The organism is Kluyvera intermedia, from assembly GCF_021440345.1.
In the GTDB taxonomy this organism is placed as follows: domain Bacteria; phylum Pseudomonadota; class Gammaproteobacteria; order Enterobacterales; family Enterobacteriaceae; genus Kluyvera; species Kluyvera intermedia_A.
In genome coordinates this window covers 50,364-64,321 of the sequence record NZ_JAKCNS010000043.1, presented here as the reverse complement: position 1 = coordinate 64,321, position 13,958 = coordinate 50,364, and the positions used below count along the sequence as shown (strand labels likewise).

Here is a 13,958-nt window from a genome sequence, read left to right as displayed (position 1 = left end):
ACGAGTCATTTGCAGATACCTTTACTAAGTGAACTTGCGTACTAGTTAACTAGTCCGGAAGGGCAAAGTCAACCCCTGATTTTAGAAATTGGCATAATACGGCTATGATAGGGCGCGAAACATGATGAGCAGTACAACGGGAGCGGTTTTGAGCGACACCAATTATGCAGTGATTTACGATCTTCACAGCCATACTACCGCCTCAGATGGCCGCCTGACGCCAGAAGAACTGGTGCACCGCGCAGGCGAAATGCGGGTAGGCACGCTGGCGATTACCGATCACGATACCGTCGACGCGATCCCGCGAGCCCAGGCAGAAATTGCCCGTGCCGGCCTGGCGCTAGAGCTGATTACCGGCGTTGAGATTTCGACGTTGTGGGAGAACCACGAAATTCATATCGTTGGGCTCAATATTGATATTGAGAACCCGGCGTTAACGGCGTTTTTAAGCGCACAGATTGACCGTCGCCAACAGCGTGGGCAGATGATTGCCGAGCGTCTGGAAAAAGCACAGATACCGGGTGCCTGGGAAGCAGCGCTGAAAATGGCCGAGGGCGGAGCAGTGACTCGGGGTCACTTTGCCCGCTTCCTCGTTGAACAGGGCAAGGCGAGCAATATTGCCGACGTGTTTAAAAGATATCTCGCACGTGGGAAAACCGGTTACGTTCCGCCGCAGTGGTGTACAATAAAGGAAGCTATTGATGTCATTCATCATTCCGGAGGGGTAGCCGTTGTTGCCCATCCGGGGCGGTACGATTTGTCCGCCAAGTGGCTGAAAAGATTGCTGGCACACTTTAGTGAACACGGCGGCGACGCGATGGAAGTCTCCCAGTGCCAGCAGGCGCCTCACGAGCGCACTCAGCTTGCCACCTATGCCCGCGACTATCATTTACTGGCGTCTCAGGGGTCGGATTTCCATCAACCTTGCCCGTGGATTGAGCTGGGCCGTAAACTGTGGTTGCCCGCAGGCGTCGAGGGAGTCTGGCAGCGCTGGGAGCAGCCGCAGAATTCAATTGAGAGGGAAGCATGAGTCAGTTTTTTTATATCCACCCGGATAACCCACAGGCGCGTCTGATTAACCAGGCGGTCGAAATTGTGCGTAAGGGCGGCGTCATCGTCTATCCGACCGATTCCGGCTATGCGTTGGGCTGCAAAATTGAAGATAAAGGGGCGATGGAGCGCATTTGCCGCATCCGTCACCTGCCGGACGGCCACAACTTCACCCTGATGTGCCGCGATCTGTCCGAGCTGTCTACCTATTCTTACGTCGACAACGTGGCGTTTCGTTTAATTAAGAACAACACGCCGGGCAACTACACTTTTATTCTGAAGGGCACCAAAGACGTTCCGCGTCGCCTGCTGCAGGAAAAGCGTAAGACCATCGGGATGCGCGTGCCATCAAACCCTATCGCTCAGGCGCTGCTTGAGACGCTGGGTGAGCCAATGCTCTCGACCTCGCTGATGCTGCCGGGCAGCGAATTCACCGAATCCGATCCGGAAGAGATCAAAGACCGTCTGGAAAAAGTGGTCGATCTGATCATCCACGGCGGCTATCTCGGCCAGCAGCCCACCACGGTTGTCGATCTCACCGAAGACTCCCCGGTCGTCATCCGCGAAGGCGTCGGCGACGTGAAACCGTTCATGTAATATTCCCGGCCCGGCTTTTCGCCGGGCTATTTATTCCTGCGTGCCTATTTGTTCCAGCATCCAGTGCTGCGCTTTCGCATGTCCACTAACGGGGCGATAGTAGACCTTGAGGGTATAGGGCGGAATAGGGAAGGCGGCGTATGTACGGCGAGCTGATGCGTAAATCTCAGTATCTTGAGATGTACAAACATTTTGGTTATCAGTTCATTAAGCGCTCAGATTCCACCCACGGCGGTGAAGAGTGGTTTGAAATGATGCAGCCGCTGTAACCGCTAGCGGCGCATTTAAAACGCTTCCTTCACGCACCCGGCTGCGGCGAGGAGAAAAGGGCAGGAACTAGCTGCCCTTTTCTCCTAAAATTCGTGTAGTATGTGCGGTCACAATTCTGGGTGGACAGCCTGCGTTGTCATACAACGCCGCTGTTTGCCTGCTTATGCAGCCCGGTGCCCATTTCCCGCGCTGCTGATGAAGTCTCTAAGACGCCTGTGAAGGCGACACCTGAAGGAAGCTCAATGAGCGATAAAAGCGAAAAACTGCAAAAAGTGCTGGCGCGCGCCGGCCACGGCTCCCGTCGTGAAATTGAAACGATTATTGAAGCGGGCCGCGTGAGCGTCGACGGCAAAATCGCCAAGCTGGGCGATCGTGTTGAAGTGATCCCCGGTCTCAAAATTCGTATCGACGGACACTTAATCTCCGTTAAAGAATCCGTAGAACAAATCTGCCGCGTACTGGCGTACTACAAGCCGGAAGGCGAACTCTGTACGCGTAACGATCCGGAAGGGCGTCCAACCGTGTTCGACCGCCTGCCAAAACTGCGCGGCGCGCGCTGGATTGCCGTCGGTCGTCTGGACGTTAACACCTGTGGTCTGCTGCTGTTCACCACCGATGGTGAACTGGCGAACCGTCTGATGCACCCAAGCCGTGAAGTGGAACGTGAATACGCCGTGCGCGTGTTTGGCGAAGTGGACGACAACAAAGTGCGTCAGCTGTCGCGCGGTGTACAGCTCGAAGATGGCCCTGCGGCATTTAAAACCATCAAATTCAGCGGTGGCGAAGGCATCAACCAGTGGTACAACGTGACCCTGACCGAAGGCCGCAACCGTGAAGTGCGTCGTTTGTGGGAAGCGGTTGGCGTGCAGGTGAGCCGTCTGATTCGCGTTCGCTATGGCGACATTCAGCTGCCAAAAGGCCTGCCACGCGGTGGCTGGACCGAGCTGGACCTTGCGCAAACCAACTACCTGCGTAAGCTGGTAGAACTGCCGGCAGAAACCACCTCTAAAGTGGCAGTGGAAAAAGATCGTCGTCGTATGAAGGCGAACCAGATTCGTCGCGCGGTAAAACGCCATACCACCACCGGGACCGGTGCGGGTAATAATAGCAATCGTCGTTCCAGCACCCGCAACAGCGGTAAAGCGTAATGACGTGGCTTCCGGCGGGCTCCCGCCGGAAGCTGATTTTCAATAATATCGCCTTTCTCCTGTGATTTAATTCACACTTCCGTATAAAGACAAAAAACAGGAATTCCCCGGACAAATAACGCAAAGTGATAAATTAACCACCGCCATATACTGTTGCTACAGATTACGCAAAAGGTAGCCCGAAAATGGACACAACAAAAAAACTCTCGGCAAGCTATGTGGTTATCAGTGTCAAAGAAAAAATAGGTTATGGTTTTGGTGATTTAGCCTCTAACTTGTCCTTCGGATTTGTTTCATTATTTCTTTTATTCTTCTATACCAATATTTATGGCATCAGCGCCGTGCAGGCCAGCCTGATATTTGTTATCGCCCGCGTGATTGACGCAATATTTAATATCCTGATTGGTTTTGCCATTGATAAAACCCACAGTCGACACGGCAAGCTGCGCCCGTGGTTATTATACGGTTCGATACCGCTGGGCTTCCTGACGGTGCTGTGCTTTGTGCCGTTCGGCGGCGAAGCGAAGTTCATTTTCGCGCTGGCGTCCTACACGATTTACTGCCTCGCCTATACGGCGGTGAACACGCCATACTCGGCGTTAACCAACCGTCTGACCCAGCATGAGGCTTCGCGCTCGTCGCTGTCGGTCTATCGCTTTGTGCTGGCGATTGTCGGCTATCTGATTGTTTCTACCACCGCAGATTTACTGATTTCACCGTTTAACGACAAGCAGTTGGGCTATGTCTTCGCCGTATCCTGTTTTGCGATGCTGGCGACTTTCCTGTTCCTCGCCTGTTTCGGTATGACTAAAGAGCGTGTCGGTGCTGAAGAAGATGTGCCAGCACCGACGCTGCGGGAAATGCTGCGCGCGGTGACGGGGAATGGGCCGCTGATTAATTTGTCGCTATTCACCGTCTTTTTCTACATCGCCTATACCGTGTGGATGGCGATTGCCATTTACTTTATTAAATACATTATTGGTGATGAAGGGTTTACCGCGACGTTCTTTATGATTCAATCGGCTGCCTATATTTTTGGTACCGTTATTTCTGAAAAGATCATCGCTATCATGGGTAAGAAGAAAATGACCCTGGTGGCGCTGTTGATTGGCGTGCTGGGGTTATTAATGCAGTATTTTGTGGCTGGCGATAATATCTGGCTGATAATGAGCGGCGTGTGCCTGTTCAGTATTACCTTAGGGATGGGATTCGTCGCGATGTGGTCAATGATTGCCGACACCGTGGAATATGCCGAATGGCATCACGGCGTACGTTCAGAAGGCGCCATTTACGGCTTCTTTAACTTCATTACCAAAATTGCCATGGCTATCGGCGGCGGGTGCGCCGGCTGGATGCTGGATTACTATCACTATGATGCCGGCAATGTCAACGCCAGCGCGCTCGGCGGTATCAATATTTTAATGACGCTGTTCCCCGGCGCGATGTTTGCCCTTGGCGCTATCTTTGTCGCCGCCTATACGCTAGACGAAAAAACCTACCGCGACATTGTGCAAAAAATCAGCCTGCGTAAACAAAACGCGCTTTAACCTCAGGGAGTCGAGATATGAATCGTGATTTTAACCGCATCATCGCCGCAATGACCGCGCAAGATAAAGTGGCACTGCTCTCCGGCAGCGGCTTATGGCGTACGGCGAAATTACCGCAGCTCGGTATTGACGATATTGTGATGACCGATGGCACCTACGGCGTGCGCTACAGCAGCGCCCAGATTGACGGCCGTGAAAAATGGAGCATGGATGACTTTATTTCGGTCATCACCCAGACGGCAGATCGGGCGAATGCCGAGGAGTCCGAGGAGAAAGGCGGGACCGAAGCGCTGTTCAGCGCTTCGCTGCCGGCGACCTGTTTCCCCAACGGTTCAAGCCTCGCCTGTAGCTGGGACGTGGAATTGGTGTATGCGATGGGGCAAGCGCTGGGGCGCGAATGCCAGCATATGGGGGTTGGCATTCTATTGGGACCGGGGATTAACATTCGCCGAACGCCGCTCGCTGGCCGCGGTTATGAATACTACGCCGAAGATCCGGTAGTAAGCGGTGATATCGCCGCCGCGCTAATTAACGGATTACAGGACGAGGGCGTTGGCGCCAGCTTGAAACATTTTGCGGCCAATAACTCGGAATATCGTCGTACAGAGATGGACTCGATTATTGAAGAACGCGCGCTGCGCGAAATCTATCTCGCCGGTTTCCAGCGCGCGATCGCGAAATCCCAGCCGTGGACGGTGATGTCGTCGTACAACCGGCTAAATGGCGTGCAAACCTCGCAGGATCCGTTCCTGCTCACCCAGGTGCTGCGAGATGAGTGGGGCTACGACGGTCTGGTGATGTCCGACTGGTACGGGATTAAAGATCGCCCAGCCTCGCTGCTGGCGGGAAATGACCTGGCGATGCCGGAAACGCGCCGCGATAAGCAGACGCTGCTGGCCGCTATCGAAAACGGCGATGTGCCGATGGTGGTGGTTGACCGCGCCTGTCACCGTATGTTGGCGCTGCTGGACAAAGTGCAGCGTCATCGCCGCCCGAATGCCCAGGCGGACTTCCCGGCAAATCATGCGCTTTCACAACAATTGGCCGCAGAATCCATTGTATTACTGAAAAATGACGACGACCTGTTGCCGCTGCGCCCGGAGAAAACGCGCCGGATCGCGGTACTCGGAAAACCGGCGCAGGAGCCGGTTATTCAGGGTTCGGGCTGTGCAACCACGGTGCCGTACCTGCTGGACCGTCCGCTGGATGAGATCTTTGATCTTGCCGGTGACGATTTCACCGTCAGCTGGGCGGAAGGCACACCAGACGATTTACGCCATGATGAACAGGCGCTGGCGCAGGCGCGAGCGGTGGCCGAGGACGCCGACGTGGCGGTGATTTTTGTCAGTACCGCGGTGGGTGAAGATGGTGAAAACGGCGATCGTCAGGATCTCAATATTCTGCCGGTACACGAGCGTTTGATTCGCGAGGTTGCCGCCGTTCAGCCCAACGTGGTGGTAGTGTTGGCCAACAGCGATGCGGTGGTGATGCCGTGGTTGGGCGAGTGTAAAGCGCTGCTGGAGACCTTCTTTGCCGGTCAGGGCATGGGGCGGGCGGTAGCGGAAATTCTGTTCGGTCAACGTAACCCGTGCGGCAAGCTGACGGTGACGGTACCGAATACGCTGGAAGAGACGCCAGCATGGCTGAACTATCCCGGTGAGAATTTGCGGCATCATTATGGCGAAGGGCTGTTTGTCGGCTATCGCTACTACGATAAACGCCGCCTGACGCCACAGTTCCCGTTTGGTTTTGGCCTCAGCTATACCCAGTTTAGCTATGCCAATCTTGAAACATCGGCTGCGCGAATCGGTGAAAGCGAGACCCTGACGGTGACTTTTGAATTGACCAACAGCGGCCTGCGCGATGGCAAAGAGATTGTTCAGCTTTACGTGAGCGCGCCCGACGGCGAACTGATCCGCGAAGTGCAGGCGCTGAAAGCCTTTACCAAAGTTGCGCTCGCGGCCGGCGAAACCCGTCAGGTTAGCCTGACGCTGCCGGTAGCCGAACTGGCTTGTTATCATCCTGGGCTTGCCGATTGGGTGGTCACGCCGGGCCAGTGGCAAATTTATGTTGGGCGCTCGTCGCGTGACCTGCCGCTGCATGCTGAAGTTTACGTTGATTGCCCGGTGCGCTATGTGCCGCTGCGCGATGACAACTCGCTTCAGCAACTGATTCAGCAGCCGGAAGCTTTCGCCCGCGTGGTGGCGATGATTGCACAGAAAAGCCCGCTGGCACCTGAGCAGATCCGTGAGAAGCTGATTCGTCTGGCACCTGATATGTTCTGCGGCCTGTTCATTGCGCTGACCGAGTTTCTGGCGCTGGATATTGAAAAGGATGAACTTAACGCGGTACTGTCCGGTCGGCAATAAAGGTCAATAACAGGAGTGCGCTCGTGTTTCCATTTTCAGTGACTCACCCGCGCCCGGTAACGCAAACCGGGGCGCATACGGTTAGCTGTGGTAGCGGTTATGAGCTGATTGCTTTCGATGCCGAGAAGCTGAACGTGTTTGCCGCAGAGGTTCGCTATTGCGAACCTCACTGGCATCCGGCACCGGAGCTGATAACGGTGCTGAGCGGGCGCTTTTCTATTGCTGTCGGGCAGCAGAGCGTTGAGCTTACGTGCGGGGAGATGCTCTATATCAACGCGGAAGAAGTGCACTCCCTCAATGCGGAAGAGCCGGCTAGCCAGCTGCTGACGGTGCAGTTTTCACCGGGGCTTTTTGATGAGCTACATCCGGCGCCGTCTTTGCAGTGGCGAACCCACGCGCAGCTTCCTGTCGACGGTGACCGCCATGTGCGGCAACGGCTAATGTCACTCCTGGAACAGCTTATCGACAATCATGCGCCGTTCCAGCGTATTGCGGCGATTTACCTGCTGTTGGATGCCTTAGTTGCTGCCGGGAAACCGACGCAGCGTGCGGAAAACTCGCTGCGCGAAGAGGCGATGATTAAAGAAGGCATCGACTTTATTAATCAACATTTCGATCAACCGCTCACTTTAAGCGACGTTGCCAGCCATACCGGGATGAGCTATTCGTGGTTTTCGCGGTTGTTTAAAAAGGTCAGTCGCCACAATTTTAAAGAGTACCTGACGCTGGTACGGCTCAACAAAGCCCGCACCTTGCTGCGCGATACCCGCACGCCAATAACCGAAATCAGCCACAGCTGCGGTTTTCAGGAGCATAAAGCCCTGATCGCCGCGTTCAATAAATACTGTGGTCTGACGCCGACCGAATACCGCAAGCGCTTTATTTCGCGGCAAAACGTGATTGAGAGCGAGCTGGCGCTGGGAGAGGACTGCCTGTGCCTGCCGCTTAACCATGCGCTGCTCGAGCGGCTAGCGCTTAGTAATCAATCCCAATCTGTGCCTTAATGCCGGCTTCAAAGGCGTGCTTGACGGGACGAAGTTCACTGACCGTATCGGCGTATTCGAGAATGTCGCGATGGCAGCCGCGCCCGGTGATGATCACCGTCTGGTGCTCAGGGCGGTTTTTCAGCGCGGTGAGCACCTCTTCTAATGGCAGATAATCATAGGCCACCATATAGGTGAGCTCATCGAGCAACACCATATCGAGCGTCTCGTCCGCCAGCATCCGCTTCGCGTGTTCCCAGACCGCAAGACACGCTTCGGTATCGCTTTCCCGATTCTGCGTATCCCAGGTAAATCCAGTCGCCATGACCTGAAATTCGACCCCCTGCGGCTCAAGTAAATTGCGCTCGCCGTTGGGCCAGGTGCCCTTGATAAACTGAATCACGCCGACGTTATGACCATGGCCGACGGCACGAGTTGCGGTGCCGAATGCAGCGGTGGTTTTGCCTTTACCGTTGCCGGTAAATACAATCACGATCCCCCGGGTGTCCTGGGCTGCTGCGACACGGGCTTCGACGCGTTCTTTAACCCGCTGCTGGCGCTCCCGATAACGTTCATCACTCATTCTGCAATTCCTGGTTTACGCCCGGGTTGGGCATCAAAAGTCATACCGGTTTTCCGGCGGCTATCATCGCCCATTAACCACAGATAGAGCGGCATAATGTCGGCGGGAGTTTTCAGCTTTAGCGCATCTTCCGTTGGGAACGCGCTGGCACGCATTTTGGTGCGTGTACCGCCTGGATTGATGCAGTTAACCCGTAAATGGCGGTTTTTATATTCTTCGGCCAATACCTGCATCATGCCTTCAGTGGCGAATTTTGACACGGCGTAGGCTCCCCAGTTGGCGCGTCCTTCACGGCCGACGCTGGAGGAGGTGAACACCAACGAGCCGGAGTCAGACTGGAGCAGCAGCGGCAGCAGGGCCTGGGTAAGCATAAAGGTGCCGTTGACGTTGACCTGCATAACCTGTTGCCAGACGTCCGGATCCTGTTCCGCCATCGGCACGACCTCGCCCAACAGCCCGGCATTGTGCAACACGCCGTCAAGGCGCGGATAGTGAACACTGATTTGTTGGGCCAGCTGTTGGCACTCCTGCGGCGTGCAGGTGAGCAGGTCGAGCGTGAACCAGCGGGCGGGAATAGCCCCCGCCTGGCTGATTTCTTCGGCGACGGCGCGCAATTTTTCATCGCTGCGGCCGAGCAAAATGACGCTGGCGCCGTGGCGCGCGTAGGTTAAGGCGGCTTCCTGACCGATGCCATCGCTGGCGCCGGTCACCAGGATGATACGATTCTGCAACAGGTCAAGCTGGGGTTGATAATGCACGGTGACTCCTCATGGCCTCTGGCAGCCATATTCTATGTACTTTTCATGGCTTTTGGGCTTTATGCCTGATTATCCGCACCATTTCAATCGGCGAGCAGGAGAGACAACGCGGAATTAACAATTTGCAATGATTTCATCGGCAAATAAGTAAACTGGAAGCCGGCTCGAGAGTGGATACTGCAGTCGAGACGTGCTGGGCGCGGTGTTGTACACTTAGCGGCAGATTATGTGATTTTTGTACAAGGTGGATGTGTGGAATTACTTTTTCAATATGGTCTGTTTCTGGCGAAAATCGTCACGGTTGTCGTCGCCATTGCCGTTATCGCGGTACTGATTATTAATTTGTCCCAGCGCAAGCGACAGCGCGGCGAGCTGAGGATCACCAATCTCAGTGAACAGCACAAAGAGATGCAGGAAGATTTAGCGGTAGCCTTACTTGATGGGCCGCAGCAAAAACTTTGGCACAAGGCGCAAAAGAAAAAGCTGAAGCTGGAAGCGAAAGCAGCAAAAGCGAAGGCGAAACAGGGCGAGGCGGAGACGAATCACAAGCCACGCGTGTGGGTGATTGATTTTAAAGGCAGTATGGACGCCCATGAGGTCGCCTCGCTGCGTGAAGAAGTCACTGCGGTGCTGACGGTTGCCACTCCACAAGATCAGGTGGTGGTGCGTCTGGAAAGTCCTGGTGGCGTGGTGCACGGTTATGGTCTGGCGGCCTCTCAGTTGCAACGTATCCGCGATAAGCAGATTCCATTGACGGTAGCGGTGGACAAAGTGGCGGCCAGCGGTGGCTATATGATGGCCTGTGTGGCCAACAAAATTGTCGCCGCACCGTTTGCTATTCTCGGGTCGATTGGCGTAGTTGCGCAGATCCCGAACTTGAACCGCTTCCTGAAAAATAAAGACATCGACATCGAACTGCATACCGCCGGGCAGTACAAACGTACCCTGACGCTGCTGGGCGAGAATACCGATGAGGGGCGTCAGAAGTTCCGTGAAGAGCTCAATGAGACTCATCATCTGTTCAAAGACTTTGTTAAAGAGATGCGCCCATCGCTGGATATTGATCAGGTGGCGACCGGTGAACACTGGTATGGCTCTCAGGCGCAGGAAAAAGGTCTGGTTGACGAAGTGGGTACCAGCGATGAACTGCTGCTGGGGCTGATGGACGGACGTGACGTCATTAACGTGCGCTTTATGCAGCGTAAGAAAATGATGGACCGCTTTACCGGCAGCGCCGCGGAAAGTGCCGATAATCTGATGATGCGCTGGTGGCAGCGCGGGCAAAAACCGCTGCTGTAATAATACTTCTGCTCAAATAGAAAACCCGGTAAACGAGCGTTTACCGGGCTATTTCGACCGGGACCAGACGGTGCCTAACGGTCAGTCAACCAGGTGATATTTTTCAGACAGCTGGTGGGCAAGATACTTGAACATATTAAATACCGCCGTGCTTTTTGGCGTCGGCAGTCCCTGTTCATCAAGGTAATATTCACCGCTGAATACCAGCACGCCGTTGCGCTGTTCTACGCCAGTGGCTTCAATTCCCGCTAAAGTATCTTCATGCTCACGAATGAGTCGGTTTGCTTCAATAAGCAAAGTCTGACGATCGATTGGTTGGCTAGTATTTGACATATTCAACTCCTCAAATTTGCGGCCCTAGTTTACGCCGGGTGTTGATTTCGGGCAAATTTTCCCGACATTTACCAGGGGCAATGATTTTACCGCAGAGTTGGCATGAATGGTGTTTGCATGCTAATAAAGTTGCGTAACGAATTTTATCAGGTACAGTGTGACGCTTTCGGCGATCTGGCAACAGATTTGCTTGACATTCGACCAAATATTCTTCGTGCTATAACGTCTGACGAAAAAAAGTCTGTAAACTCAGCCACCTGGCTGCTTGTATCAAATACCGGTCAGTAAAGGGTTGATATCCTTTGGCGTTGCCGCAACATACAAGGCTTGTCGCCAGTGGAATGTGGAACATGTGCGATGTATTCCTGGAAGAATCAAATTAGGTAAGGTGATTATGGGTAAAGCTCTCGTTATCGTTGAGTCCCCGGCAAAAGCCAAAACGATCAATAAGTATCTGGGTAATGACTACGTGGTTAAGTCCAGCGTCGGTCATATCCGCGATTTGCCGACCAGTGGCTCAGCCGCCAAAAAGAGCGCTGACTCTACCTCCACCAAAACGGCCAAAAAGCCTAAAAAGGATGAACGAGGCGCGCTGGTTAATCGCATGGGCGTCGACCCATGGCATGACTGGGCTGCACAGTACGAAGTGCTGCCGGGTAAGGAAAAGGTCGTTTCGGAACTCAAACAGTTGGCTGAAAAAGCCGACCACATCTATCTCGCAACTGACCTTGACCGCGAAGGGGAGGCCATTGCATGGCACCTGCGGGAAGTCATTGGTGGGGATGAGTCACGCTATAGCCGCGTGGTGTTTAACGAAATTACAAAAAATGCGATTCGTCAGGCGTTTGAAAAGCCGGGCGAACTGAATATTGACCGTGTTAACGCTCAGCAGGCGCGTCGCTTTATGGACCGCGTGGTGGGTTACATGGTCTCGCCGCTGCTGTGGAAAAAGATCGCCCGTGGTTTATCTGCCGGTCGCGTTCAATCCGTAGCGGTGCGTTTGGTGGTCGAGCGTGAACGTGAAATTAAAGCGTTCGTCCCGGAAGAATTCTGGGAAGTGGATGCCACCACGACCACACCTGGCGGTGATACGCTGGCGTTGCAGGTCACGCATAAAGCGGACAAACCGTTCCGTCCGGTAAACCGTGACGAGACAATGGCGGCGGTTAGCCTGCTCGAAAAAGCCGGTTACAGCGTTCTTGAGCGCGAAGATAAGCCGACCAGCAGCAAGCCTGGCGCACCTTTCATTACCTCCACTCTGCAGCAGGCGGCTAGTACGCGTCTGGGCTTTGGGGTGAAGAAAACCATGATGATGGCGCAGCGTCTGTATGAAGCGGGCTACATTACCTACATGCGTACTGACTCCACCAACCTGAGTCAGGATGCAGTCAGCATGGTGCGCGACTATATTGGTGACAACTTTGGTAAGAAATATCTGCCGGAGAACGCCAATCAGTACGCCAGCAAAGAGAACTCGCAGGAAGCGCACGAAGCGATTCGTCCTTCTGACGTGAACGTTGTTGCTGAAGCTCTCAAAGATATGGAAGCGGACGCGCAGAAATTGTATCAGCTGATTTGGCGCCAGTTTGTTGCCTGTCAGATGACGCCAGCCCAGTACGACTCCACCACGCTGACCGTGAAAGCGGGTGATTTCAAACTGAAAGCGCGCGGTCGTACCCTGCGCTTTGACGGTTGGACCAAAGTGATGCCAGCGCTGCGTAAAGGTGATGAAGATCGCGTTCTGCCGGTTGTTCAGCAGGGCGACAGCCTGAGCCTGGTTGAACTGACGCCAGCTCAGCACTTTACCAAACCGCCTGCGCGCTTTAGCGAAGCGTCTTTGGTCAAAGAGCTGGAAAAACGTGGCATTGGCCGTCCGTCCACCTATGCGTCGATCATCTCGACCATCCAGGATCGCGGCTACGTACGAACTGAAAACCGTCGCTTCTATGCAGAAAAAATGGGTGAGATCGTCACCGATCGTCTGGAAGAAAACTTCCGCGAGCTGATGAACTACGATTTTACCGCGCAGATGGAAGACCACCTCGACCGCGTGGCTAACCACGAAGCCGAATGGAAGCAGGTGCTGGATCTGTTCTTTGGTGATTTCACCAAGCAGCTGGAAACCGCGGAAAAAGCGCCTGAAGAAGGCGGCATGCAGCCAAACCAGATGGTGCTGACCAGCATCGACTGCCCAACCTGCGGCCGTAAAATGGGTATTCGTACCGCCAGCACCGGCGTATTCCTTGGCTGCTCCGGCTATGCGCTGACGCCAAAAGAACGTTGCAAAACCACTATTAACCTGGTGCCGGAAAACGAAGTGCTGAACGTGCTGGAAGGCGACGACGCAGAAACCAATGCGCTGCGCGCCAAACGCCGCTGCCAGAAGTGCGGTACGGCGATGGACAGCTACCTTATCGATCCGAAGCGCAAGCTGCACGTCTGCGGTAACAACCCGACCTGCGATGGCTACGAGATTGAAGAGGGCGAATTCCGCATCAAGGGTTATGACGGCCCGATCGTTGAGTGTGAGAAATGTGGTTCTGAAATGCACCTGAAAATGGGACGTTTCGGCAAGTACATGGCCTGTACTAACGATGAATGTAAGAACACCCGTAAGATTCTGCGCAGTGGTGAAGTTGCACCGCCGAAGGAAGATCCGGTACCGCTGCCGGAGCTGACGTGCGAGAAGTCCGATGCTTATTTCGTGCTACGTGATGGCGCCGCTGGGGTCTTCCTGGCTGCCAACACCTTCCCGAAATCGCGTGAAACGCGTGCGCCGCTGGTGGAAGAACTGTTCCGCTTCCGCGACCGTCTGCCGGAGAAACTGCGCTACCTGGCCTATGCGCCGCAGCAGGATCCAGCCGGTAACAAAACGATGGTGCGCTTTAGCCGTAAAACCAAACAGCAGTACGTAGCCTCTGAGAAAGAAGGCAAAGCGACAGGCTGGTCAGCGTTCTTCGTTGACGGTAAATGGGTTGAAGCTAAAAAGTAACGTTCCCAGAACGTTGTTTACAAAGGGCC

At 54.4% G+C, this 13,958-nt stretch carries 11 protein-coding genes; 8 read left to right on the top strand and 3 right to left on the bottom strand.

Translation table 11 applies throughout. The annotated features are described in order from the left end of the window. The first annotated feature begins 124 nt into the window (after positions 1 to 124). From rnm to LZ634_RS13675, 6 genes are all read left to right on the top strand, one after another. Entirely contained in the window at positions 125 to 1,030 is a 906-nt protein-coding gene (gene rnm, locus LZ634_RS13700) for an RNase RNM (RefSeq protein ID WP_234506183.1), read from the top strand. Beyond that, entirely contained in the window at positions 1,027 to 1,647 is a 621-nt protein-coding gene (locus tag LZ634_RS13695; protein WP_052281657.1) for an L-threonylcarbamoyladenylate synthase, read from the top strand. The genes rnm and LZ634_RS13695 overlap by 4 nt, the downstream gene beginning before the upstream one ends. Before the next feature lie 512 nt (positions 1,648 to 2,159). Next, a complete protein-coding gene (rluB, locus tag LZ634_RS13690; protein WP_061279478.1) occupies positions 2,160 to 3,065 on the top strand; it encodes a 23S rRNA pseudouridine(2605) synthase RluB in 906 nt (301 codons plus the stop codon). Positions 3,066 to 3,250: 185 nt separating this feature from the next. After that, positions 3,251 to 4,612 (top strand): MFS transporter, encoded by a 1,362-nt coding sequence (locus LZ634_RS13685; protein ID WP_234506057.1) that lies wholly within the window; start codon positions 3,251 to 3,253, stop codon positions 4,610 to 4,612. Positions 4,613 to 4,629: 17 nt separating this feature from the next. Then, positions 4,630 to 6,981, top strand: a complete 2,352-nt coding sequence (locus LZ634_RS13680; protein ID WP_234506054.1) for a beta-glucosidase family protein — start codon at positions 4,630 to 4,632, stop codon at positions 6,979 to 6,981. Positions 6,982 to 7,004: 23 nt separating this feature from the next. Next, positions 7,005 to 7,985 carry a helix-turn-helix transcriptional regulator gene (locus LZ634_RS13675; RefSeq protein WP_234506051.1) on the top strand — a complete coding sequence of 327 codons (981 nt, stop codon included), beginning with the start codon at positions 7,005 to 7,007 and terminating at the stop codon, positions 7,983 to 7,985. Here the strand turns inward: LZ634_RS13675 and cobO are convergent. Together cobO and LZ634_RS13665 are read right to left on the bottom strand one after the other, a co-directional pair. Further along, on the bottom strand, positions 7,957 to 8,547 hold the full coding sequence (gene cobO, locus LZ634_RS13670; protein WP_234506050.1) for a cob(I)yrinic acid a,c-diamide adenosyltransferase: 591 nt from the start codon (positions 8,545 to 8,547) through the stop codon (positions 7,957 to 7,959). The genes LZ634_RS13675 and cobO overlap by 29 nt on opposite strands. Further along, a complete protein-coding gene (locus tag LZ634_RS13665) occupies positions 8,544 to 9,305 on the bottom strand; it encodes a YciK family oxidoreductase (protein WP_234506047.1) in 762 nt (253 codons plus the stop codon). The genes cobO and LZ634_RS13665 overlap by 4 nt, the downstream gene beginning before the upstream one ends. Before the next feature lie 252 nt (positions 9,306 to 9,557). Between LZ634_RS13665 and sohB the strand changes: the two genes are divergently transcribed. After that, a complete protein-coding gene (gene sohB / locus LZ634_RS13660) occupies positions 9,558 to 10,604 on the top strand; it encodes a protease SohB (RefSeq protein ID WP_234506044.1) in 1,047 nt (348 codons plus the stop codon). Between the two features lie 81 nt (positions 10,605 to 10,685). On the opposite strand, the gene LZ634_RS13655 is transcribed toward sohB, so the two are convergent. Next, positions 10,686 to 10,937 (bottom strand): YciN family protein, encoded by a 252-nt coding sequence (locus LZ634_RS13655; protein WP_052281647.1) that lies wholly within the window; start codon positions 10,935 to 10,937, stop codon positions 10,686 to 10,688. 394 nt (positions 10,938 to 11,331) lie between these two features. Between LZ634_RS13655 and topA the strand changes: the two genes are divergently transcribed. Further along, complete coding sequence (gene topA, locus LZ634_RS13650; protein WP_234506040.1) at positions 11,332 to 13,929, top strand: type I DNA topoisomerase; 2,598 nt, start codon at positions 11,332 to 11,334, stop codon at positions 13,927 to 13,929. The last annotated feature ends 29 nt before the right edge of the window (positions 13,930 to 13,958 follow it).

Coding starts and splice junctions, on each gene's coding strand:
- rluB (WP_061279478.1), top strand. CDS start 2,160: ATGAGCGATAAAAGCGAAAAACTGCAAAAAGTGCTGGCGCGCGCCGGC.
- cobO (WP_234506050.1), bottom strand. CDS start 8,547: ATGAGTGATGAACGTTATCGGGAGCGCCAGCAGCGGGTTAAAGAACGC.
- topA (WP_234506040.1), top strand. CDS start 11,332: ATGGGTAAAGCTCTCGTTATCGTTGAGTCCCCGGCAAAAGCCAAAACG.
- LZ634_RS13695 (WP_052281657.1), top strand. CDS start 1,027: ATGAGTCAGTTTTTTTATATCCACCCGGATAACCCACAGGCGCGTCTG.
- LZ634_RS13655 (WP_052281647.1), bottom strand. CDS start 10,937: ATGTCAAATACTAGCCAACCAATCGATCGTCAGACTTTGCTTATTGAA.
- LZ634_RS13680 (WP_234506054.1), top strand. CDS start 4,630: ATGAATCGTGATTTTAACCGCATCATCGCCGCAATGACCGCGCAAGAT.
- rnm (WP_234506183.1), top strand. CDS start 125: ATGAGCAGTACAACGGGAGCGGTTTTGAGCGACACCAATTATGCAGTG.
- LZ634_RS13685 (WP_234506057.1), top strand. CDS start 3,251: ATGGACACAACAAAAAAACTCTCGGCAAGCTATGTGGTTATCAGTGTC.